The organism is Streptomyces gobitricini, assembly GCF_039532985.1.
Classification (GTDB): Bacteria; Actinomycetota; Actinomycetes; order Streptomycetales; family Streptomycetaceae; genus Streptomyces; species Streptomyces gobitricini.
The window spans coordinates 187,655-210,045 of sequence record NZ_BAAASR010000015.1; the positions used below are offsets into that span (position 1 = coordinate 187,655).

The following is a 22,391-nucleotide window of genomic DNA, read 5'->3' on the forward strand; positions in this document are numbered from 1 at the left end:
GAGCCGGACGCCATGACCCGTATGGACACCCAGGAGGAGCGGCGGCGCAGGGTGCGCGAGCTGGTGACGGCCAAGGGGTTCGTACGGACGAACGACCTGGCGGACGAGTTCGGCGTGAGCGTGATGACCGTCCACCGCGATCTGGACGCGCTGCAGGCGCAGGGCTGGCTGCGCAAGGTGCGGGGCGGGGCGAGCTGTCTTCCGTCGGCCCAGTTCCACGGCAGCGTGAGCGAGCGCATGACGACGATGGCGCGGACCAAGCACCGGCTGGCGCGGGCGGCCGCGGAGCTGCTGGCGCCGGGGCAGATCGTGATGCTGGACGACTCGACCACCTGCCTGAGCCTGGCGCGCCAGATGGCCGAGCACACCCCGCTCACGGTGATCACCAACTCGTTGCCGGCCGTCACCGCGCTGTCCAGGGAGGCGGGGGTGACGCTGATCGCCCTCGGCGGCACGTACTTCCCGGCCTACGACGCCTTCATGGGGCCGCACACGGCGCAGAGCGTGGCGTCGTTCCGGGCGGATGTGCTGTTCATGTCGACGACGGCGGTGACCGGGGACCGCTGCTATCACATGTCGCCCGAGACGGTGCAGGTCAAGCGGGCGATGATGGCGTCCGCCGCGCGCCGTGTGCTGCTCATCGACCACACGAAGTTCGCCAACCAGGGTCTGTACGCGCTCGCACCGCTCACCGACTTCGACCTCGTGCTGGTGGACGACGCCACGCCGGCGGCGCAGGTGCGGCGGCTGCGGGACATAGGGGTGGACGTGCGGACGGTCGACGCGTCACGGTGACGCCCGCTCGGGTTCACGGGCCCGCGTGAACGTAACACCGCCTTCACTCGGCCGACCGGCCGGCGCGGTCCCGCCCCCACCCGGGTGAGCTGCGGCGATGGCGGTCGCCCGGCGGGCGGTGCGCGTGACGCTCCATCGATTTCACGCCACTTAGGCATCCGGTCGCGAGGGGTTCACACCCCCTCATTGACGCCGTTTCCCACCCGGCCGTTTCATCATGACGCCTTCGGGAGGCACCGATAGGCGCTCCCCCGGAACTCCCCGGAACTCCCCCGGCACTTTCCGAGGCTTTCGCGGGGTCCCCGAGGCTCCCGGGTTTTCCGGGGTGCCCGGAACTTCCGGAGCTCTCGGGATTTCCCGGAGAATCCCGGAGCTTTTCCGTTTTTCTCGAACTCCCGAGGTTTCCCGTGTGCTCCCGGCACACTCGGACGCTTTCCCCGACTTCTTCGAAAAGGGTGGTTCTCGTGGCTGTCGTTGTGGATCCGTCGTCTTCCGCGGAAGACGCGCCCGCGAGGCATTGGCTGGACAGGATCGGCATTCCCCGAGCGCTCGCCTGGGGGTTTCTCGGCCTCCTCGTCTTCATGATCGGGGACGGGGTCGAGTCGGGTTACCTGTCGCCCTATCTCCTGGGCGAGGGTGTGTCCACGGAGCGGGTGGCGCTGCTGTTCAGCGTCTACGGCGTCACGGCCAGCGTCGCCGCCTGGTTCTCCGGAGCACTGTCCGACCTGTGGGGCCCGCGCCGGGTGATGCTGCTCGGCCTGGGCGTCTGGGGCGTGTTCCAGGTCGTCTTCCTGGTGTTCGCCGTACCGGCGGCCGACTTCGGGCTGCTGCTGCTGAGTTACGGGCTGCGCGGGTTCGGCTATCCGCTCTTCGCGTACGGGTTCCTGATCTGGGTCACGGCGGTGACACCGCGACGCCGGCTGGGTTCCGCGGTGGGCTGGTTCTGGTTCGCCTTCACGGGAGGCCTGCCCACACTGGGGTCGCTGGTCGCCAGTTTCACGGTGCCGCGCATCGGCGCGTACAGCACGCTGTGGCTGTCGCTCGGGCTGGTCGTGGCGGGTGGCCTGATCGCCCTGCTCCTGGTGCGCGAGCCGACCGGCAGACAGCGGCTCGCCCCCGCCGGGGAGCGCCCGGTCGCCACCCTGATCGGCTCGCTCACGATCATCTGGCGCAACCCGAGGATCGGTACCGGAGCGGTGGTACGGGCCATCAACACGGCGCCGCAGTTCGGCTTCCTGGTGTTCCTGCCGGTCTTCTTCACCGAGACGCTCGGCTTCACGCTCAGCGAGTGGCTGCGACTGCTGTCCGCCATGTTCGCCACCAACATCTTCTTCAATCTGGTCTTCGGGGTCGTCGGCGACCGCATCGGCTGGCAGCGCACCGTCGCCTGGTGCGGCGGGGTCGGCTGCGCGGTGACCACGCTGCTGCTGTACTACGGCACGGTGTGGGCGGGTGACGACTACGCGCTGGCGATGGTGCTGGTGAGCCTGTTCGGCGCGACCCTCGCCGGTTACGTCCCGCTGTCGGCGCTGATGCCGTCGCTGGACCCGGCGCACAAGGGCCAGGCGATGTCCGCCCTGAACCTGGGCGCGGGCGCCAGCACCTTCCTGGGACCGGCGCTGGTGGGCGTCTTCCTCGGTCCGCTGGGAGTCGGGGGCGTGATGTGGATCTTCGCGGGGCTGTACCTGGCCAGCGCCGTGATGGCCCTGTTCCTGCGGCTGCCGGAGCCGGTAGCGGCTGGGGCGCCGGGGTACTCGTCGCGCCCCGGCCCGGCATCGCGGGCACGGAACGAGTCGCCGGAGGCCTAGCCATGAGTGATGCGTGGGACTACCCGACCCCTTCCCAGGCGGAGGGCGAGCGGGAGCCGGGTGTCGACGAACACCCCGACGTGTCCCGTTCGACCCCGTCCCAGGCGGAGGGGGAGCGCCTCGCCGACGAGGAAGAACGGGCGGAGCCCGGGAAGGAGAGAGACCCGGGATGAGGGCGTGCCGGTGCGGGGCGGGCGTGCGGCGACCGCCCCGCACCGCCGGGTGCCCGGCCGCCGGGGCGGGAGCGGCTGCCGGACGGACCGGCCGGTCGGGCCGGTCGGGCAGGGCGGGCCGGTCGGGCAGGGCGGGGCCACTCGTACCGGGCTCGGGCTGACGCCGGGCCCCGGCGGTCGGCGCCGACGCGGGGGGTTCCGTTCCCGGGGGTCCGTCCCGAGGGGTCCGTCCCGGGGGGTTCCGTTCCCAGGGGGTCCGTCCCGGGGGGGGCCGTCGCAGGGGCGCTGTCGCGGGGGCACCGGGCGCCGTCGCCGGGGTACCGCTCGGTCACCGGCACCGGCACCGGCACCTCGCCGGCCGCCACGGCGCGCGGGGGCCGCCGGGGCGTAGGCCTCGCCGCCGCCGGACGGGGTTCTCGTGGCCGCGGCGGGGGTGGCCGTGGGGTCGGCTGTCCGGCGGGCGAACGGGCGTGATGTCACGGACGGTCACCATCCGGCCAGGAATGCTCCGCGATCAACGGGGCACCCGCCGGTACGGAGCGGGCTGCCGGGAACAGCCGGAACCAGCGGCGGTCAGGGGCTCGCTCCCCGTCTTGGAGGAGTTGTGGTGATTGATTCGCGTGGGGTCGAGGAGGACGCTGAGGTCCCGGGTGTGACGGGGGGTGCCCTATGTGCGGGCTGAGCGGGGAGATCCGCTTCGACGACCGGCGGCCCGATGTGGCCGCGGTGGAGCGCATGACCGACCGGCTGGCCGCCCGCGGCCCCGACGGCCGCGGCATCTGGTCGCAGGGACCGGTGGCACTGGGTCACCGCCGTTTGAAGATCATCGATCTCTCGGAGCGCGGCGCGCAGCCGATGACGGACACCGAGGCCCGCCTCACCGGGGTGTTCAACGGGTGCGTGTACAACTACCAGGAGGTGCGCGCCGAGCTGCGCGCCCTGGGACACCGGTTCTTCTCCACCTCGGACACCGAGGTGATCCTGAAGGCCTACAGCCAGTGGGGCATGGACTGCGTCGACCACCTGATCGGCATGTTCGTGTTCGTCGTCGTCGAGAACGACACCGGCCGAGTGGTGATGGCGAGGGACCGGCTGGGCATCAAGCCCCTGTATCTGAGCCACGCGCCCGGCCGGCTGCGGTTCGCCTCGACGCTGCCCGCCCTGCTCGCCGGCGGTGGGATCGACACCTCGCTCGACCCGGTCGCGCTGCACCAGTACCTGAGCTGGCACGCCACCGTGGCGGCGCCGCGCACGGTGCTCACCGGGGTGCGCAAGCTGCCGCCCGCGACGGTACGGGTGGTCGAGCCGGACGGCTCGTACACCGACCGCTGCTACTGGCAGCCGTCGTACACGCGCCGCCCCGAGTTCGCCGGGATGGACGCCGGTGACTGGCGGGACGCGGTGCTGGACGCGCTGCGGACGGCGGTGCGGCGCCGGATGGTCGCCGACGTGCCGGTCGGCGTACTGCTCTCCGGCGGTCTCGACTCGTCGCTGATCGTGGGCCTGCTGGCCGAGGAGGGCCAGAAGGACCTGGCGACGTTCAGCGTCGGGTTCGAGGCGGAGGGCGGCGAGGAGGGTGACGAGTTCACGTACTCCGACCTCATCGCCCGCCGGTACGAGACCGACCACCACCAGCTGATGGTGCCCTCGGACCGGGTGTCGACCGCCCTCGACGGGGCGATCGCGGCGATGAGCGAGCCGATGATCAGCCATGACGTGGTCGCCTTCCACCTGCTGTCCGAGCTGGTCTCCAAGGAGGTCAGCGTCGTCCAGAGCGGCCAGGGCGCCGACGAGGTGTTCGCCGGCTACCGCTGGTACCAGGACATGGCCGCCGTCGAGCGGGAGCGCGAGCCCGAGCGGTACGCCGAGGTGTACTTCGACCGGCCGCACTCCGAGATGGCCCGCATCCTCCAGCCGCACCTGCTCACCGACCACGACGTCTCCGCGCGGTTCGTCCGTGAGCACATGGCGCCGCCCGGCGCCGAGACCGCCCTGGACGCGGCGCTGCGGCTGGACACGCACGTGATGCTGGTGGACGACCCGGTCAAGCGGGTCGACAACATGACCATGGACTGGGGCCTGGAGGCGCGCACCCCGTTCCTCGACCACGAGCTGGTGGAGCTGGCCGCGGCCTGCCCGCCGGAGCTGAAGCTGGCGGAGGGCGGCAAGGGCGTGCTCAAGGACGCCGGGCGGGCCCTGCTGCCGCGGGAGGTCGTCGACCGGCCGAAGGGGTACTTCCCGGTGCCGGCGATCCGGCACATGGCGGGCCCCGTCCTCGAACGGGTGCGGCAGGCCCTGAACGCGCCCGAGGCGAAGGCACGCGGCCTGTACCGGCGCGAGTACCTCGACGAGCTCCTCGCCGCCCCCGACGACCACCGTACGAAGCGCGGGGCGAACGCCCTGTGGCACGTAGCGTTGCTGGAGATATGGCTGCAGACGCACAGGATCAGCTGACCGGGGCCTCGTCGGTGGCACCGCTGCTGGTGCCGCTCACCGACGCGGCCGGCGCCCGGGACACCCCCCAGCCGCTGATCTCGCACGGCTGCTGGTACCCGTCGGCGGACCCCACCGGCGAGCAGGTGGCGTTCATCTGCGACCGCACGGGGGTGCCGCAGCTGTGGACGGGGCCGGCGCACGGGGCGGTCGACGGGCCGGGCATCCGCCTGCTCGACGCCGACCCCGACCCGGTGACCGAGGTGGCGTGGTCGCCCGACGGGCGCTGGATCGCCTACACCGTCGCGCCCGGCGGTGGCGAGCACACCCGGGTGCTGTGCGTACGCCCGGACGGCACCGGACGGCGGATCGTGGCGGGCGGGGACCCCGGCAGCTCGGCCTACCTCGGCTGCTGGGCGCGCGACGGCTCGGCCGTGGCGGTCACGGTCGCCGAACCCCCGCCGGGGCTCGGCGCCCTCGCCCGCGAGGATGCCGCCGCGGAGGAGCGGGAGGTGTTCGGAGAGCTGCCGCCCGACTGGGTGGAGCGGGACGGACACGCCACCCTGTTGGGCGGCGCGCGCCGGGGCGAGGTGGGCCCCCGGCCCGGCGGGCCGTCGGCCGACGGTGTCCTGCGGGACCGGTTGAGCGCCTACCTGGTGGACCCCGACGGGATGGCTTCGGCCGTGCTGGTCGCCGCCGAGAGCGGCGCCGCGACGCTCCGCGTCTGCGACATCAGCCCGGACGGGCGGCTGGCGCTGGTCCGCCGGGGACCGCGCGGGCGCCGGGAGGCCGTGGTGGTGCGTACCTCCGACCTCGGCACCGGATCGGTGCTGCGGGTGGCCGACGGCGACCCGTGGATCGGCCGCTTCTCGCCGGACGGCCGGACGGTGTGGCTGCGCAGCGACCACGAGCGGGAGTTCGCGGCACTGCTGGCCGCCGGGCTGGACCCCGAGGGCCGGCGGACCGGCCTGTCGGTGCTGGCCGAGCGGGAGGGCAGCGACCTTGAGCTGCTGGCGTTCGCCGAGGACGGTCACACCGCCGCGCTCGCCTGGAACGTGCGGGGCGCCAGCGCGCTCCAGACGCTGGGCCTCCCGGCGGCCGGGCCCGCCGCGCCCGCACCCGGTGGCGACGCCACCGGTACGGCGCCGTGGGGCGGGGCCACGGGCACGGCACCGCCGCACGACGTGGCCCTGCCCCACGAGGTGGTCACCCGGATCGGCCGGGCGGGACCGGGCGGGCTGGTGCTGGCGCTGTCCGGTTCGCAGCGGCGCCCCGGCGTCTGGTGGCTGCCCCGCGGCGCCCCGGCCGCGCGGACGCCGTGGTCGTCCCGGGACGAGGACGCCGTGCCTCCGGGCCGTCCGCCCGTGCGTCCGGCGCCGCTGCGGCCCACCGCGCGCGACGGGCTGGTGCTGGGCGGTTGGTACTACCGGGCGCCGGGGCGTGCCGAGGGGCGCCCGGCGCCGTGCGTGATCCACCTTCACGGTGGCCCTGAGGAGCAGGAACGGCCGGTGTTCGAGCCGCTGTACCACGAGCTGACCGGGCGGGGCCTGGACGTCTTCGCGCCCGATGTGCGGGGCTCCTCGGGCTATGGGCGGTCCTTCGTGGACGCCGACCTCGGTACGGGCCGGTACGCCGCGATCGCGGACGTCGCGGACTGCGCGGCGCACGTGATCCTGACCGGGCGCGCCGACCCGACGCGGCTCGCCGTGATGGGACGCTCGTACGGCGGTTACCTCACGCTGGCGTCGCTGGTCTGGCACCCGGATCTCTTCCGTACGGGCGTCGCGGTGTGCGGGATGTCGGACTTCGGCACGTTCTTCGCCGGCACGGAACCGTGGATCGCGGAGTCGGCGGCCCACAAGTACGGCCATCCCACGCGCGACCGGGAACTACTGCGCGCCCTGTCCCCCATGAGCCGGATCGACGAGCTGCGCGTCCCGCTGCTGGCGGTGCACGGCGAGCACGACACGAACGTGCCGCCGGGCGAGTCGGAGCAGGTGGTGCGGGCGGCCCGGGAACGCGGGCACGCGGCGGAGCTGCTGGTGCTCCGCGAGGAGGGGCACGAGTTCCGGCGGGCCGACAACCGGCGGCTCTTCCGGCGTGCGGCCGCCGACTGGATGGAGCGTCACCTGGCGGGCTGATCCCGTGCGGCGCACCGGGGGATGTGCATAAAGTGACTGAACGTGGGCATTCCGTACCTCGCTCCGGAAACCGACCCAGAATGTGGAGGCGCAGACGCATGATCCCCTCGCTCGCCTCGTACGCCGTGGTCGTCCCCACCATCGGACGGCCCTGCCTCGTCGACTGCCTCACCGCCCTCGCCTCCTGCGACGGACCCGAGCCGAGCCGGATCGTGCTGGTGGACGATCGCCCCGGCGCCCCGGACACCCCGCTGCCGGTGGAGGCGCTGGGCGCGCTCGCGGACCGCGCGATGGTCGTGCACACCGGCGGCGTCGGCCCCGCGGCCGCCCGCAACACCGGGGCGCGGCTGGTGGACGAACCGTGGACGGTCCTCCTCGACGACGACGTCCGGGTCAGCGCGCACTGGCGCGAGCAACTCGCCCGCGACCTGGCGGAGGCGTCCCCCGACACCGGCGGCGTCCAGGGCGTCGTCCGGGTGCCGCTGCCCGCCGACCGCCGCCCCACCGACTGGGAACGCAACACGGCGGGCCTCCAGGGCGCCCTGTGGGTGACCGCCGACATGGCGTACCGCACCGAGGTGCTCAAGACCGTCGGCGGTTTCGACGAGCGGTTCCCCCGGGCCTTCCGGGAGGACGCCGATCTGGCGCTGCGGGTCATCGACGCGGGCTGGCGGATCGTCCGCGGCGAGCGGCTCACCGAGCATCCGGTGCGCCCCGCCGACCGGTGGGTGTCCGTCCGGCTCCAGAAGGGCAACGCGGACGACGCCCTGATGAAGCGGTTGCACGGCCCCGACTGGTGGGAACGGGCCGCCGCGCCGCGCGGCCGGATCCGGCGGCACGCGGCGGTCACCGCGGCGGGTGTCGGCGCCCTGCTGCTGGCGTCCGCCGGACGGCGCCGGGCGGCGGTGTTCGCGGCGACGGCCTGGGCGCTGGGGACCGCCGAGTTCGCGCGGGCGCGGATCGCGCCCGGGCCCCGGACGGTCGACGAGATGGTGACGATGGCCGTCACGAGCGCGGTGATCCCCGCGCTCGCCACCTGGCACCGGATCTCCGGGGAGCTGCGCCACCGGTCGGCGGAGAGCTGGGACGGCGTCCTGTGACGCGCCCGGCGGCGGTGTTGTTCGACCGTGACGACACACTCGTCGAGGACGTGCCGTACAACGGCGACCCGGAGAAGGTCCGGCCCATGCCGGGCGCGCGCGAGGCGCTGGACATGCTCCGGCGGCGGGGCCTGCGGCTCGGGGTGGTCTCCAACCAGTCGGGCATCGGCCGCGGCCTGCTGACCGAGGCCGAGGTGCGGGCGGTCAACGCCCGGGTGGACAGCCTGCTCGGCCCCTTCGACGCGTGGGCCTGCTGTCCGCACGCCCCCGAGGACGGCTGCGGCTGCCGGAAGCCCGCGCCGGGCCTGGTGGTGGAGGCCGCGCGCCTCCTGGGGGTGCGGCCGGAGGACTGCGTGGTGATCGGCGACATCGGCTCGGACATGGACGCGGCACGGGCGGCGGGCGCGCGCGGTGTCCTCGTCCCGACCGCGCGGACCCTGCCCGAGGAGGTGGCGTCCGCCCCGCACGTGTGCGAGGACCTGCTGAGCGCGGTCAGGCACGTGCTCCGGGACGACCCGCGCCGCCCGCGCGCCACGCCACCGCGGGCCGCGCCCGGCCCCGTGGCGGACGGCCGTACGGCGGACGGTGACGCGCCGGCGGCTGATCACTCAGTGGGCGGTCACGCGCCGGCGGCTGGTCGCGCAGTGGGCGGTCACGCGGTAGGCGGCCCCATGGCGGACGGTCACGCGGCGGCGGACGGCCACGCGCAGGCGGCTGGTCGTACGGCGGACGGTCACGTGGCGGCGGGCCGTCGTACGGCGGACGGTCACGCGGCGGCGGGTGGGAGGCCCGTATGAGAGCGCTCGTCGTGCGGCTCGACAGCTTCGGGGACGTCCTGCTCGCCGGGCCCGCCGTCCGGGCGGTCGCCGACCGGGCTGACCGGGTGTCGTTGCTGTGCGGGCCGCGCGGGGCCCCCGCCGCGCGGCTGCTGCCCGGCGTGGACGACGTGCTGGTGTGGGAGGCGCCCTGGGTGGGGTTCGGTCCGCCGCCGGTGCGGCGCGCCGACATCGACCGGGTGGTGGACCGTGTCGCCGCCGCGCGCGTGGACGCCGCGCTGGTCCTCACCTCGTTCCACCAGAGTCCCCTGCCCGCCGCGCTCCTGCTGCGCATGGCGGGCGTCGCGCACATCGCCGCCGACAGCGTGGACGCCCCCGGTTCGCTGCTGGATGTACGCCACCGGCGGGCGCCGCACGCCCATGAGGCGGAGGCCGCGCTGGACCTCGCCGAGGCGGCGGGTTTCCCCCGGCCGCCCGGCGACGACGGGCGGCTGCGCGTCCGGCACGCGCCCGGCGCGCCGGAACTGACCGGGCCGGGGCCGTACGTGGTGGTCCACCCGGGCGCGAGCGTGGCGGCCCGGCGGTGGAGCGCCGAGCGGTGCGCGCACGCCGTACGGCTGCTGGCCGGCGCCGGACACCGGGTCGTCGTCACCGGCGGGCCCGACGAGCGGGAGCTGACCGCGCTGGTCGCCGGCCGGGACGGGCTGGACCTGGGCGGCCGGACGCAGCCGCCGCAACTGGCGGCCGTGCTGGCGGCGGCCGGCGCGGTGGTGGTCGGCAACACCGGCCCGGCGCACCTCGCGGCGGCCGTCGGCACCCCGATCGTCTCGCTGTTCTCGCCGGTCGTCCCCGCCGAACGCTGGGGCCCGTACGGCGTCCCGCACGTCCTGCTGGGCGACCAGTCGGCGCCGTGCGCGGACAGCCGCGCCCGGGAGTGTCCGGTGCCGGGCCACCCGTGCCTGGACGGGGTGACGGCGGAGGACGTGCCGGCGGCCGTGGAGAAGCTGCTGGAGGGCGGGGAGTGAGCCGTCCCAGGGCGGCGCGGGGCAGGCCGTCCGGTGCCGGGGGGCGGAGGGCGCGGCCCCTCCAAAATCGTCTGTCCGGGACCGGCGGGCCCGGGCGTCTCGCCTCCGGGACCCCGCCGGAGCGACCCGCCTCCGCGGGAACGGCCCCGCCGGGCCACGGCCCCGCCTCGGCCGGCGCCCGGCCGAGGCCCGCTGAACGGCCCGCTGAGGACGATCGCCCGGCGGGGCGGGGGGGACGTCCCGGCGAGAGGCCCCGGCTCCTCGCGCTGCGAGCGCTCGGCCTCGGTGACCTGTTGGCCGGAGTGCCCGCGTTGCGGGGGCTGCGGAGAGGGTTTCCCGCGTACGAGATCGTCCTCGCCGCTCCGGAGCAACTGGCGGCGCCCGCCCTGGCGTCCGGGGCGGTGGACCGGCTGCTGTCCGCGTCGGCACCGGGCCGGGCCGTACCGGCGGGGCTGGACTGGCAGGGGCCGCCGCCGGAGGTCGCGGTCGACCTGCACGGGAACGGGCCTGCGAGTCACCGGCTGCTGCAGAGGCTGCGGCCGGGGCGGTTGCTGGCATTCGCGCACCCGGGCACACCGGAGATCGCGGGGCCCGCGTGGACGGGCGACGAGCACGAGCGGACCCGCTGGTGCCGGTTGCTGGAGTGGTACGGCATCCCGGCCGACCCCGGTGACGTGCGGCTTCCGGTGCCTGGCGTCGCGTCCCCCGCGCCCGGGGCGGTCGTCGTGCACCCGGGCGCCGACTCCGGGTCGCGGCGCTGGCCCGCGGAGCGGTACGCGTCGGTCGTGCGGGGGCTGCTGCGGCGCGGCCACCGGGTGGCGCTGACGGGTGGGCCGGGCGAGGACGAGCTGCTGGACAGGGTCCTGGACGGGGCGCCGGACGGAGGCGTGGACGTGTTCCGGGGCGGGCTGCCCTTCGACCGGCTGGGGGCGCTGTTCGCGGGTGCCGCGGCCGTGGTGAGCGGTGACACGGGGATCGCCCATCTGGCCGTGGCGTACGGCGTCCCCTCGGTGACCCTGTTCGGTCCGGTTTCACCCCGATTGTGGGGACCGCCACCGGGTACGCGGCACGTGGCGCTGTGGCATCCCGGGCCACCCGGCGATCCGCACGGGCGGGAACCGGACCCCCAGCTGCTGCGCATCCGGCCCGACGAGGTCCTCAAAGCCCTGTCCGACCACCCGGAGGTAGCCCGGCCGTGACCAGTCCCGTGAGCGCGGACAGCCGCACCACCGTCGTGGTGATCACCCACAACCGCCGTGACCAGCTGTTGGAGACGCTGGACCGTCTCGCCGCGCTGCCCGAGCGACCGCCGGTGATCGTCGTCGACAACGCCTCGTCCGACGGCACGCCGGAGGCGGTCGCCGAGCACCACCCCGCCGTCACGCTGCTGAGTCCGGGCCGCAACCTCGGCGCGCCGGGTCGCAACCTCGGCGTACGGCACGCCCGTACGCCGTACGTGGCCTTCAGCGACGACGACTCCTGGTGGGAGCCGGGGGCGCTGGCGTGCGCGGCGGACCTGCTGGACCGCCACCCCAGGCTCGGGCTGCTCGCCGCCCGCGTCCGGGTCGGCCCCGACGGGGAGCCCGACCCACTGAACGACCTGCTCGCCGCCTCCCCCCTCGACCCCGTCGCCGATCTTCCGGGGCCGCCGGTGCTCGGGTTCCTTGCCTGCGCCGCCGTCGCCCGGCGGGACGCCTTCCTGGAGGCGGGCGGCTATCACCCGATCTTCTTCCTCGGTGGCGAGGAGACGCTGCTCGCGTACGACCTGGCGGCCCACGGCTGGGGCGTGTGCCACTCCCCCGACGTCGTGGCGGTGCACAGCCCGGCCGGCGGAGTGCGCCCGGGCCGGCCCGCCGTCCAGCTCCGCAACGCCGCGCTCACCGCGTGGCTGCGCCGCCCCCTCGCCGTGGCGCTGCGGCACACGCGCGGGATCGCCGTGCGGGCCCGTCGGGACCCGGAGGCCAGGGACGCGCTGCGCGCCCTGCTGGAGCGGCTGCCGGTCGCGCTGCGGGAGCGCCGGCCGCTTCCGGCCGCCGTGGAGGAGGCGGCCCGCCGCCTGGACGTACGGGGGGCCGTGGAAGGAGCCGTACCGTGACGGATCCCCGCACGACGGTCGTCGTGATCACCCGCGACCGGCGCGACGAGCTGCTGCGTACGCTCGGGAAGCTCGCCGCGCTGCCGGAGCGCCCGCCCGTGATCGTCACCGACAACGGCTCGACGGACGGCACCGCCGAGGCCGTCGCCCGGCTCCACCCGGACGTCACGCTGCTGACGCCGGGCCGGAACCTGGGCGCGGTGGGCCGCAATCTCGCGGTACGCCGGGCCCGTACGCCGTACGTCGCCTTCTGTGACGACGACTCGTGGTGGGAGCCGGGGGCGCTGGCGTGCGGGGCGGGCCTGCTGGACCGGCATGACGGGCTCGTGGCGGTCACCGCGCGGATCCTCGTCCAGCCTGGCGGCCGGGAGGACCCGATCGTGGCCGAGCTGCGCGACTCGCCGGTCCCCGGCCCGGACTGGCTGCCCGGCCCCGCGCTCGGCTCGTTCCTCGCGGCGGCGACCGTGCTGCGCAGGGACGCGTTCCTGGCGGCGGGCGGGTTCAGCGAGCGGCTGTGGCTGGGCGGTGAGGAGGAACTGCTCGCCACGGATCTGGCGACCCAGGGCTGGTGGCTGGCGTACGTGGACCGGATGACCGTCCACCACGCGCCCTCGGCGGCCCGGAACCCGACCCTGCGGCGGGTGCACGGGCTGCGCAACACCCTGTGGTTCTGCTGGCTGCGCCGGCCGGCGCTCCCGGCGTTGCGCCGGACGCTGGACCTGGCGCGTACGGTGCCCCGCGACCGGGCATCGCTGCGGGCGTTCGCCCTGGCGATCGCCGGGCTGCCGTGGGTGCTGCGGGAGCGGCGGGTCGTGCCGCCGGCGGTGGAGGCGCGGCTGACGGCGCTGGCGGAGGCCCAGCGCACGTCGACGGCGCGCCGCTATGTGGGCTGATCGCACGAGCTGACCAGGCGGACCGACTATGTCCGATTCATCCGATCGTTCAGAGGGTACCCGGGACGACATGATCACCATTGGGGTCGAGGAAGAGTACTTGCTGCTCGATCCGGACACATGCCTGCCGGTCCCGCTCGCGGAACAGGTGCGCGCGGCCGCGGGGCTGGAACCGATCGTCGAGGACGCGGAGGTCCAGTCGGAGCTGTTGCAGGCCCAGGTGGAGATCGCCACACCGGTGTGCACCGACCTGGAGGAGGCCGGCGGCCACCTGCTGCGGCTGCGGCACGCGCTGGGCACGGCGGCGGAGAAGAACGGCTGCCGGATCGCCGCCTGTGCGACGGCTCCCTACCGGGAGCCGGCGCCGGTGCCGGTCACCCAGAAGGCCCGCTACCTGGCGATGCGCTCCCAGGCGCCGCAGCTCGTGGCCGAACAGCTGGTCAACGGGATGCATGTGCACGCGGCCGTACCGGACCGCGAGATGGGTGTCGCCGTCCTGAGCCGGATCCGTGTCTGGCTGCCCGTCCTGGTCGCCATGTCGGCCAACTCGCCCCTGTGGGACGGCAAGGACACCGGCTTCGCCAGTTGGCGCACGGTGGTCTTCGGGCGCTGGCCGGTCAGCGGGCCGCCGCCCTGCTTCACCTCGCTGGAGGACCACGAGAGGCGCGTACAGACGCTGCTGGACACCGGGATCATCACGGACACCGGCCAGCTGTACTGGCAGGCGAGGCTGTCCGACAAGTACCCGACGGTCGAGGTGCGCTGCGCGGATGTGCAGTTGCGCGCCGATGCGGCGGTCATGTTCGCCGGGATCGTGCGGGGCCTGATCGCCACCGCCATTCGGGACGAGAAGGCGGGGCTGCCGCTGCCCGAGTGCCCGCCGGAACTGCTCCAGGCGTCGAACTGGCACGCCGCCCGTCATGGTCTGAGCGGTCTGCTGGTCGACCCCGAGGGCCGGGCGCGCCGGGCCGGAGACGTGCTGGTCATGCTGCTGGACCATGTGACACCCGCGCTCGACGAGGCCGGTGACACCCGGGAGGTGACCTCGCTGGTGCACCGGCTGCTCCAGCAGGGCACCCCGGCGGACCAGCAGCGCCGTGCGCTCGCGGAGGGCGGCCTGCCGGCCCTGGTCGACCTGATCACCAGCGAGACCGTCGCCCCCTGACCCGGCGCCCGCCGGGGGAGGCCGTCCCCGGCGGGCCCGCGTGGCCCGTCCCCGAAAGACCCCTGGCGCACGGACCATCGTGGCGCGCTCGCCCGACCAACCGGGATGTCGCGCCCGACGTCCTGCCCGCCGTCGCGCGAGCGCGCCGGGCCGGGGCGCCCACCCCGGGCTGTGCCCTGCTCCCCCGCCGGACCCCGGCGCCCCGCCGGGCCCCGGCACGCGCCACCCCGGGCGCCACCGTGCCGCGCCACCGACTCGACGCCCCCGCCGGGCTCCGAGGCCCCCGTCGCCCCCGGCGCCGGTGGCCGGGCGCGGTCCCACGCGCCGCCTCATGGCCAGGCCTCCGGCAACCCGTTCCCCGCCGACCACCCCGGGCCGGGGCGCGGCGCGCACCCCGGGCGCCCCGGCCGGTCGCCGAGGCGGCGGCGCACCGCCCGCGGCTGCCGTGGTCCGGCGCACTCCGGGCAGGCGCGGCGCCCGGCTCCGAGGCCGCGTCCGCGAAGTCCCGTCACGTCGAGCCGTACGTCCCGGACACCGCCCGTCTGCCGCGACGGCGCGAGCGGGAAGCCCGGCAGGCGCGCCGCTCGGCCCCCTGTTCACTCGGCGTGACCACTCCAACGGCTCAGACCACCGCGCCCCCGGCCCCCGTTCGGCCCAGCCTGGACGCAGGTGCGGCGGGCACTCGCCCGCCGTTCACGTTCGGCACCCGTCGGAGGAGACCGTATGACCACCGCCTTCTCGCGCAGCTGGGAGCACGCCGTCGTCACCGGCGGCGCCGGCTTCGTCGGTTCGCACCTGTGCCACGCCCTGCTGGACTCGGGCACCGCCGTCACCTGCGTGGACGACTTCAGCACCGGCCGGCCGGAGAACATATCCGGGCTGCTCGACCGCCCCGGCTTCACGCTCGTCGAGGCGAACGTGTCAGAGCCGTTCTCCGTGGACCGGCCACCGGACCTGGTGCTGCACTTCGCGTCACCCGCCTCCCCCGCCGACTACCTGCGGCTGCCGCTGCACACCCTGGAGGCCGGCAGCCTCGGCACCCGCCACGCGCTGGCCCTCGCCCACCGCAGCGACGCCCGGTTCCTGTTCGCCTCCACCTCCGAGGTGTACGGCGACCCCCAGCAGCACCCGCAGAACGAGCGGTACTGGGGCAACGTGAACCCGGTCGGGCCGCGCAGTGTGTACGACGAGGCCAAGCGGTTCGGTGAGGCGCTCACCACGGCGGAGGCCGAGGTGCACGGCACGGACGCCGGCATCGTACGGCTGTTCAACACCTACGGTCCGCGGATGCGCGGCCACGACGGCCGGGCCGTCCCCACCTTCGTACGCCAGGCGCTGTCCGGCGAGCCCCTCACGGTCACCGGAGACGGGCTGCAGACACGGTCGCTGTGCTACATCGACGACACCGTGCGCGGCATCCTCGCCGCGGCGGCCCACGGCCTGCGCGGCCCGGTGAACATCGGCAACCCGACCGAGATCACCATGCTGGAACTGGCCCGGCTCGTCATCGAACTCACCGGCTCGGGCTCGGAGATCCGCTTCATCGAACGGCCCACGGACGACCCCGCGGTGCGGTGCCCCGACATCACGCTCGCCCGCGACAAGCTCGAATGGGAGCCGCGCGTCGATGCGGAAGAGGGTCTGCGGCGCACCATCGCCTGGTTCCGCGACCACGAGGACTCCCGCTCCTGACCCCCGGACGTCCCCGTCCGTGCCACCCCGACTCGCCGAAAGGCCTGGGACCCCATGCGCATTCTCGGAATCAACGCTCTCTTCCACGATCCCGCCGCCGCGCTGGTCATCGACGGCCGGACCGTCGCCGCCGCGGAGGAGGAGCGGTTCTCACGCCGCAAGCACGGCAAGCGGCCACTGCCGTTCTCCGCCTGGGAACTGCCCGAGAAGGCCGCCGCCTGGTGCCTGAAGCGGGCGGGTCTGCGCCCCCAGGACCTCGACGCGGTGGCGTACTCCTTCGACCCCGGACTCGCCCGTCCCGCCGAAGAGATGGGCCTCGACGACCCGTGGGACCACCTCCGGCTGACGTACGCGCGTGAGGCGCCCGGATTCCTCAAGGCGTCACTGCCGGGCCTGGACCCGGACATCGTCCGCTTCGTACCGCACCACATGGCGCACGCCGCGTCCGGCGCCTTCGCCGCCGAGGGAGCCGACACCTCCTCGGTGCTGGTCCTCGACGGCCGGGGTGAGCGGGCCTCGCACCTGGCGGCGCGCCGGGTCCACGACCGGCTGGAGCCGCTGTACGCGCAGGACCTGCCGCACTCGCTGGGGCTGGTCTACGAGGAGCTGACCGACCACCTCGGCTTCCTGCGCTCCTCCGACGAGTTCAAGGTGATGGCGCTCGCGTCGCACGGCAGCCCCCGCATGCTGCCGGAGCTCCGCCGGTACGTGTACCCCACCGGTGACGGCGGGTTCCACGCGGCGGGGGTGCCCTGGGCGGAGCTGTGCCCGCGCCGCCGCCCGGACGAGGCGTGGACGCAGGACCACGCCGACATCGCCGCCAGCGCGCAGGCCGTGCTGGAGGAGACGCTGCTGGACCTGGTGCGCTGGCTGCACGGCCGGACCCACGACCGGGTCCTCACCCTCGCCGGGGGTGTCGCCCTCAACTGCGTGGCCAACTCGCGGATCGCCCGCGAGGGGCCGTTCGACCGGGTGTGGGTCCAGCCCGCCGCCGGTGACGCCGGTACGGCGCTGGGCGGGGCGCTGCTGCTCGCGGCGGGCGGCGGTGACGATCCGGACCCGATGCCCGGCGCGGACCTGGGGCGGGACTGGTCCGACTCGGAGCTCGGCGCCTGGCTGAAGACGGCGGCGGTGCCGTTCGACCGGCCGGCGGACATCGCGGAGACGGTGGCCGAGGCGCTCGCGGACAACGCGATCGTGGCGTGGTTCCAGGGACGTTCGGAGTTCGGGCCGAGGGCGCTCGGGCACCGCTCGCTGCTGGCGCACCCGGGTCACGCGGGCAACCTGGAGCGGCTCAACGACGTCAAGGGGCGTGAGCAGTTCCGGCCGGTGGCGCCGATGGTGCTCGCGGACCGGGCGTCGGAGATCTTCGACGGGGTGATCCCGAGCCCGTACATGCTGTTCGTCCACGACGTGGCGCCCGAGTGGCGGGACCGCATCCCGGCCGTGGTGCACGTCGACGGGACGGCGCGCATCCAGACGGTGGACCGGCGGACCGAGCCGCTGGTCGCGCGGATGCTGACGGAGTTCGAGCGGCGCACCGGACTGCCGGTCGTGGTCAACACCAGCCTCAACACGGCCGGCCGGCCGATGGTGGACGACCCGCGCGACGCCCTGGAGTGCTTCGGCTCGTCGCCCGTGGACCTCCTGGCCATCGGCCCGTACGCGGTACGGCGCGGGGACTTCTTCCGCTCCGACGACACCGACGACGCCGCGCGGTGACGGGAGGAGACGGACGATGAACATCCTGCTGTGGCATGTGCACGGGTCGTGGACGACGGCTTTCGTCCAGGGGCCCCACACCTACCTGGTACCCGTCACCCCCGACCGGGGGCCGGACGGGCTCGGCCGGGCGCGTACCTTCACCTGGCCCGACTCGGTGCGGGAGGTGGCGCCCGAGCGACTGCGGGAGCTGCCGGTGGACCTGGTGGTCCTCCAGCGCCCGCACGAGTGGGACCTGGCCGAACGCTGGCTGGGCGGGCGCCGTCCCGGCCGCGACGTGCCGGCGGTGTACCTGGAGCACAACGCCCCCGACGGGGACGTGCCCGACACCCGGCACCCGTGCGCCGACCGGGACGACGTGACGCTGGTCCACGTCACGCACTTCAACCGGCTGTTCTGGGACAACGGTTCCACCCGGACCGAGGTCGTGGAGCACGGCATCGTCGACCCCGGCCACCTGTACACCGGGCGCCTCGCGCGGGCGGCGGTCGTCGTCAACGAACCGGTCCGGCGCGGCCGGTACACCGGTACGGACCTGCTGCCCGCGCTGGCCGAGGCCGCGCCGCTGGACGTGTTCGGCATGCGCACCGAGGGCCTCGCCCGGCACCTGGGCGTGCCCGAGGAGCGGTGCCGCGGCACCGACCTGCCGCAGCGGGAGCTGCACTCGGCGATGGCGGAGCGGCGGCTGTACCTGCACCCCATCCGCTGGACCTCGCTGGGCCTGTCGCTGCTGGAGGCCATGCACCTGGGCATGCCGGTCGTGGCGCTGGCCACGACCGAGGCGATCGAGGCGGTGCCGGCGGGTGCCGGAACGCTGTCGACACGGCCCGAGGTGCTGGCGCGGGCCGCCCGGCGTTATGTGAACGAGCCGGAGGCGGCGGCCGAGGACGGCGCGCGGGCCCGCCAGGCGGCGCTCGAACGGTACGGGCTCAAACGCTTCCTGGACGACTGGGAGCGCGTGATGACGGAGGTGCGCTCATGACATCCCTCGATCCCCTGGACCCGGTGGGCACCGGCCCCGGCCGGCGGCCCGTGGACGTCGGCGCGCTCGGCGACATCGACGCGGAGGCCGAGGCCATCGAGGCCGCCGACGCGCTCCGCCCCGGTGCGCTCGGTCCGGGCGCTCCGGACGCCGAGGCGATCGACATCGACATCGGCGCGGAGGGCGGCCCCGCCCCGGGCGGCCGTGGGATGTACATCGCCATGGTCTCCGAGCACGCGAGCCCGCTCGCCGTGCTGGGCGGCGTCGACGCGGGCGGCCAGAACGTGCACGTCGCCCGCCTCGCGAGCGCCCTCGCCGACCGTGGCCACCGCGTCACCGTGTACACCCGGCGCGACGCACGGGACCTGCCCGACCGGGTGCTGCTGCGTCCCGGCGTCGAGGTGCACCATGTGCCCGCCGGGCCGCCCGAGCCCATCCCGAAGGACGAACTCCTTCCCTACATGGCCGACTTCGGCCGATGGATGGCCCGCGAGTGGCGGGGCCGGGCCCCCGACCTCGTGCACGCGCACTTCTGGATGTCCGGCGTGGCCTCCCTGCGGGCGACCCGGGCGGCGCGTCTGCCGTTCCTGCACACGTACCACGCGCTCGGAACGGTGAAGCGGCGTCACCAGAAGCAGGCCGACACCAGTCCGCCCGAACGTGTCGCCCTCGAACGAGAGGTGGGCCTGGGCTGCGACCGGGTGATCGCCACCTGCCACGACGAGGTCTTCGAGCTGGGCCGGATGCGGATCCCCGCCGACAAGGTGGGCGTCGTGCCGTGCGGCGTGGACACCGAGGTGTTCTGCCCGGAGGGCCCGGCCGCCGAACGGGACGGCCGCCACCGGTACCGGCTGATCCAGCTGGGACGGCTGGTGCCCCGCAAGGGCGCGGCGGTGTCCATCACGGCGCTGACCCGGCTGCCGGACACCGAGCTGCTCGTCGTCGGCGGCCCCCCGGCCGACCGGCTCCACGAGGACCCGGAGGTGCGCCGGCTGCGGGAGATCGCCCGGCTCGCCGGCGTCGCGGACCGGGTCCGGTTCACCGGGGGCGTGGCGCCGCAGGACGTGGCGCCGCTGCTGCGCAGCGCGGACGTGGTGCTGTGCCCGGCGGACTACGAGCCGTTCGGCATCGTGCCGCTGGAGGCCATGGCGTGCGGGCGGCCCGTCGTCGCCAGCGCGGTCGGCGGCCAGCTCGACACCGTGGCCGACCCGATCACCGGGCGGCTGGTGCCGCCCCGGGACCCCGACGCGCTGGCCCGCGCGGTCGGTGAACTGCTCGCCGACCCCGCGCAGCGGACGGCGTGCGGCGCGGCCGGCCGGCGCAGGGTGCTGAGCCGGTACGGCTGGGCGCGGGTCGCCGCGGCCACCGAGAAGGAGTACGCAGCGGTACTCGCCGCCCGGCCCGCCGTGACGGGCGTGGCCTGACCCGGTCCACCGGTCCACCGGTACGACGAAGTCCGAAGGAGGTGTGGGCCCCGCCGCCGTTCCGCGGCAACACGGAACGCGGTACGCCCGAACGCCATGACCGATCCCCTCGCTCCCCCCACCCTCGAAGCGGCGCACGAGCACTGCCGGGCGCTGCAGGACGCGCTCGACCGGCTCCGGCGCCACCATCTGGACCGGATCGCGGAATGGGGCGCCCACCTCGCGGCCGTCCTGCCCGTGGGCGGCCGTCTGCTCGCCGCCGGCAACGGTGGCAGCGCGGCGCAGGCCCAGCACCTCACCGCCGAGCTGGTCGGCCGCTACCAGCGGGAACGGCCCGCGTTCTCGGCCATCTCGCTGCACGCCGAGACGTCCAGTGTGACGGCCATCGGCAACGACTACGGGTTCGACCAGGTGTACGCCAGGCAGGTCGCCGCCCACGGCCGTCCCGGTGACGTCCTGATGCTGCTGTCCACGTCGGGGAAGAGCGCCAACCTGATCGCGGCGGCCATGACCGCGCGGCAGGCCGGGCTCAGGGTGTGGGCGCTGACCGGTCCACGGCCCAACCCCCTGGCAGAGGCAGCCGACGAGGCGTGCTGTGTCGACGCCGGTTCGACCGCGACCGTGCAGGAGGCCCACCTCGTGGCCGTCCACCTGCTGTGCGAGTTCTTCGACGCGGCGGTCACCGCCGGAGCGGCGGGGGCGAGCACGGCGGGGCGGCCCACTCGAGCGGCGGGCGCGTCGGCGCCGGTCGCGGCCCGGCGGAGGATGTCATGAGCGAGTACAAGCCCCTGGTGGTCGTGGGCGACGTCCTGCTGGACGAGGACATCGAGGGCGTGTCCACCCGGCTGGCGCCGGACGCCCCCGCCCCGGTCGTCGACGTCACCGGTGACCAGCGCCGCCCCGGCGGGGCCGGGCTGGCCGCCGCGCTCGCCACACGCGGCGGGCGGGACGTGGTGCTGGTGACCGCGCTGGGCGACGACCCGGCCAGCGAGGCGGTACGGCGCTCGCTGCGCGGCCGGGTCCGACTGGTGGAGCTGCCCCTGAACGGCACCCTGCCGGTGAAGACCCGGGTGCTCGCCAGTGGCCGCCCCCTGGTGCGGATCGACCGCGGCGGCGGCGACCCGGGAGAGCCGGACGCGGCGGTGCGGGACACCCTCGCGCAGGCCCACGCCGTACTGGTCGCCGACTACGGGCGGCACACCGCGAGCGCGGTACGCGCGCACCTGGCGGCCGTGGCACCCAAGGTACCCGTCGTGTGGGACCCGCACCTCAAGGGCGACACGCCGGTGCCGGGCTCGCGGATCGTCACGCCGAACGCCGCCGAGGCCATGGCCCTGTGCCGCGGCGACGGCGACTCGCTGCGCGCGTTCGCGGAGCGGGGCGCCGACCTGGCGGAACGCTGGCGGGTGGCGACCGTGGCCGTCACCCTCGGCGAGCGGGGCGTGCTGCTGACCCGGCCCGGCGCCGCCACCCCGATGCTGATCCCGGCACCGTACCGGGCGCAGGGCGACGCGTGCGGTGCCGGTGACTGCTTCGCCGCCGCGACGGCCGCCGCGCTGGCGGACGGAGCCCTGCCGGAGGAGGCGGTGCAGCGGGCGGTGGCCGAGGCGGCGGCGTTCGTCGCGGCGGGCGGCGCGGGCAACCCGTCGCTGTGGCGTACGCCGCCGTCGACCGCGCGCCGCGAGATGCCGGAGGCCGACCCGTTCGTGCTGGCGGAGCAGGTGCGCGCGCGGGGTGGGACGGTGGTCGCGACGGGCGGCTGCTTCGACCTGTTGCACGCGGGCCATGTGGGTCTGCTGGAGAGCGCCCGCCGGATCGGCGACTGCCTCATCGTGTGCGTGAACTCCGACGAGTCCGTCGAGCGGCTGAAGGGCCCCGGCCGGCCCCTGAACCCGCTGCCCGACCGGGTGCGGGTGCTCGCGGGCCTCGGCAGCGTCGACGCGGTCGCCGTCTTCGACGGGGACACGCCCTCGGAGCTGCTGAGCCGGCTGCGGCCGGACGTGTGGGTGAAGGGCGGCGACTACTCCGCGGAGGACCTGCCGGAGGCGGAGGTGCTGCGCGGCTGGGGCGGCCAGGCGGTGGTGCTGCCGTACCTCGACGGCCGCTCCACCACGCTGCTGGCCCGCCGCGCGGCGGAAGCCGCGGCCCCTGTCCGCCCCCCGGGGCG

General features: G+C 75.2%; 18 protein-coding genes. All 18 read left to right on the plus strand.

Going from position 1 to position 22,391, the window contains the following annotated elements; translation table 11 throughout:
* The first annotated feature begins 12 nt into the window (after positions 1 to 12).
* Positions 13 to 795 carry a DeoR/GlpR family DNA-binding transcription regulator gene (locus ABD347_RS13400; RefSeq protein WP_344360480.1) on the plus strand — a complete coding sequence of 261 codons (783 nt, stop codon included), beginning with the start codon at positions 13 to 15 and terminating at the stop codon, positions 793 to 795.
* Positions 796 to 1,259: 464 nt separating this feature from the next.
* Positions 1,260 to 2,603, plus strand: a complete 1,344-nt coding sequence (locus tag ABD347_RS13405) for an MFS transporter (RefSeq protein WP_344360482.1) — start codon at positions 1,260 to 1,262, stop codon at positions 2,601 to 2,603.
* A 2-nt stretch (positions 2,604 to 2,605) separates the two neighbouring features.
* Positions 2,606 to 2,776 carry a hypothetical protein gene (locus ABD347_RS13410; RefSeq protein WP_344360484.1) on the plus strand — a complete coding sequence of 57 codons (171 nt, stop codon included), beginning with the start codon at positions 2,606 to 2,608 and terminating at the stop codon, positions 2,774 to 2,776.
* A gap of 669 nt (positions 2,777 to 3,445) precedes the next feature.
* Complete coding sequence (locus ABD347_RS13415) at positions 3,446 to 5,230, plus strand: N-acetylglutaminylglutamine amidotransferase (protein WP_344360485.1); 1,785 nt, start codon at positions 3,446 to 3,448, stop codon at positions 5,228 to 5,230.
* Positions 5,203 to 7,350 (plus strand): prolyl oligopeptidase family serine peptidase, encoded by a 2,148-nt coding sequence (locus tag ABD347_RS13420; RefSeq protein WP_344360486.1) that lies wholly within the window; start codon positions 5,203 to 5,205, stop codon positions 7,348 to 7,350. Before ABD347_RS13415 ends, ABD347_RS13420 begins: the two co-directional genes overlap by 28 nt.
* Positions 7,351 to 7,448: 98 nt before the next feature.
* A complete protein-coding gene (locus ABD347_RS13425) occupies positions 7,449 to 8,450 on the plus strand; it encodes a glycosyltransferase family 2 protein (protein WP_344360488.1) in 1,002 nt (333 codons plus the stop codon).
* Positions 8,447 to 9,247, plus strand: a complete 801-nt coding sequence (locus ABD347_RS30660; protein ID WP_425575647.1) for a D-glycero-alpha-D-manno-heptose-1,7-bisphosphate 7-phosphatase — start codon at positions 8,447 to 8,449, stop codon at positions 9,245 to 9,247. The genes ABD347_RS13425 and ABD347_RS30660 overlap by 4 nt, the downstream gene beginning before the upstream one ends.
* Positions 9,244 to 10,251, plus strand: a complete 1,008-nt coding sequence (locus ABD347_RS13435; RefSeq protein ID WP_344360490.1) for a glycosyltransferase family 9 protein — start codon at positions 9,244 to 9,246, stop codon at positions 10,249 to 10,251. The genes ABD347_RS30660 and ABD347_RS13435 overlap by 4 nt, the downstream gene beginning before the upstream one ends.
* Positions 10,252 to 10,544: 293 nt before the next feature.
* Complete coding sequence (locus ABD347_RS13440) at positions 10,545 to 11,450, plus strand: glycosyltransferase family 9 protein (protein WP_425575648.1); 906 nt, start codon at positions 10,545 to 10,547, stop codon at positions 11,448 to 11,450.
* A complete protein-coding gene (locus tag ABD347_RS13445) occupies positions 11,447 to 12,346 on the plus strand; it encodes a glycosyltransferase family 2 protein (RefSeq protein WP_344360492.1) in 900 nt (299 codons plus the stop codon). The genes ABD347_RS13440 and ABD347_RS13445 overlap by 4 nt, the downstream gene beginning before the upstream one ends.
* On the plus strand, positions 12,343 to 13,239 hold the full coding sequence (locus ABD347_RS13450) for a glycosyltransferase family 2 protein (protein ID WP_344360494.1): 897 nt from the start codon (positions 12,343 to 12,345) through the stop codon (positions 13,237 to 13,239). The genes ABD347_RS13445 and ABD347_RS13450 overlap by 4 nt, the downstream gene beginning before the upstream one ends.
* A gap of 70 nt (positions 13,240 to 13,309) precedes the next feature.
* Complete coding sequence (locus tag ABD347_RS13455; protein WP_344360496.1) at positions 13,310 to 14,404, plus strand: carboxylate-amine ligase; 1,095 nt, start codon at positions 13,310 to 13,312, stop codon at positions 14,402 to 14,404.
* Between the two features lie 723 nt (positions 14,405 to 15,127).
* Complete coding sequence (locus ABD347_RS13460; RefSeq protein WP_344360498.1) at positions 15,128 to 16,096, plus strand: UDP-glucuronic acid decarboxylase family protein; 969 nt, start codon at positions 15,128 to 15,130, stop codon at positions 16,094 to 16,096.
* Positions 16,097 to 16,150: 54 nt separating this feature from the next.
* Complete coding sequence (locus ABD347_RS13465) at positions 16,151 to 17,818, plus strand: carbamoyltransferase family protein (protein ID WP_344360500.1); 1,668 nt, start codon at positions 16,151 to 16,153, stop codon at positions 17,816 to 17,818.
* A 16-nt stretch (positions 17,819 to 17,834) separates the two neighbouring features.
* Entirely contained in the window at positions 17,835 to 18,800 is a 966-nt protein-coding gene (locus ABD347_RS13470) for a glycosyltransferase (protein ID WP_344360502.1), read from the plus strand.
* A gap of 209 nt (positions 18,801 to 19,009) precedes the next feature.
* Positions 19,010 to 20,224: a glycosyltransferase gene (locus ABD347_RS13475; RefSeq protein WP_344360874.1), complete on the plus strand. Its 1,215-nt coding sequence runs from the start codon at positions 19,010 to 19,012 to the stop codon at positions 20,222 to 20,224.
* Between the two features lie 96 nt (positions 20,225 to 20,320).
* A complete protein-coding gene (locus ABD347_RS13480) occupies positions 20,321 to 20,998 on the plus strand; it encodes a D-sedoheptulose-7-phosphate isomerase (RefSeq protein WP_344360504.1) in 678 nt (225 codons plus the stop codon).
* Positions 20,995 to 22,391 (plus strand): D-glycero-beta-D-manno-heptose 1-phosphate adenylyltransferase (gene rfaE2 / locus ABD347_RS13485; protein ID WP_344360506.1); only part of this gene is annotated, 1,397 nt, incomplete at its 3' end. The genes ABD347_RS13480 and rfaE2, both read left to right, overlap by 4 nt.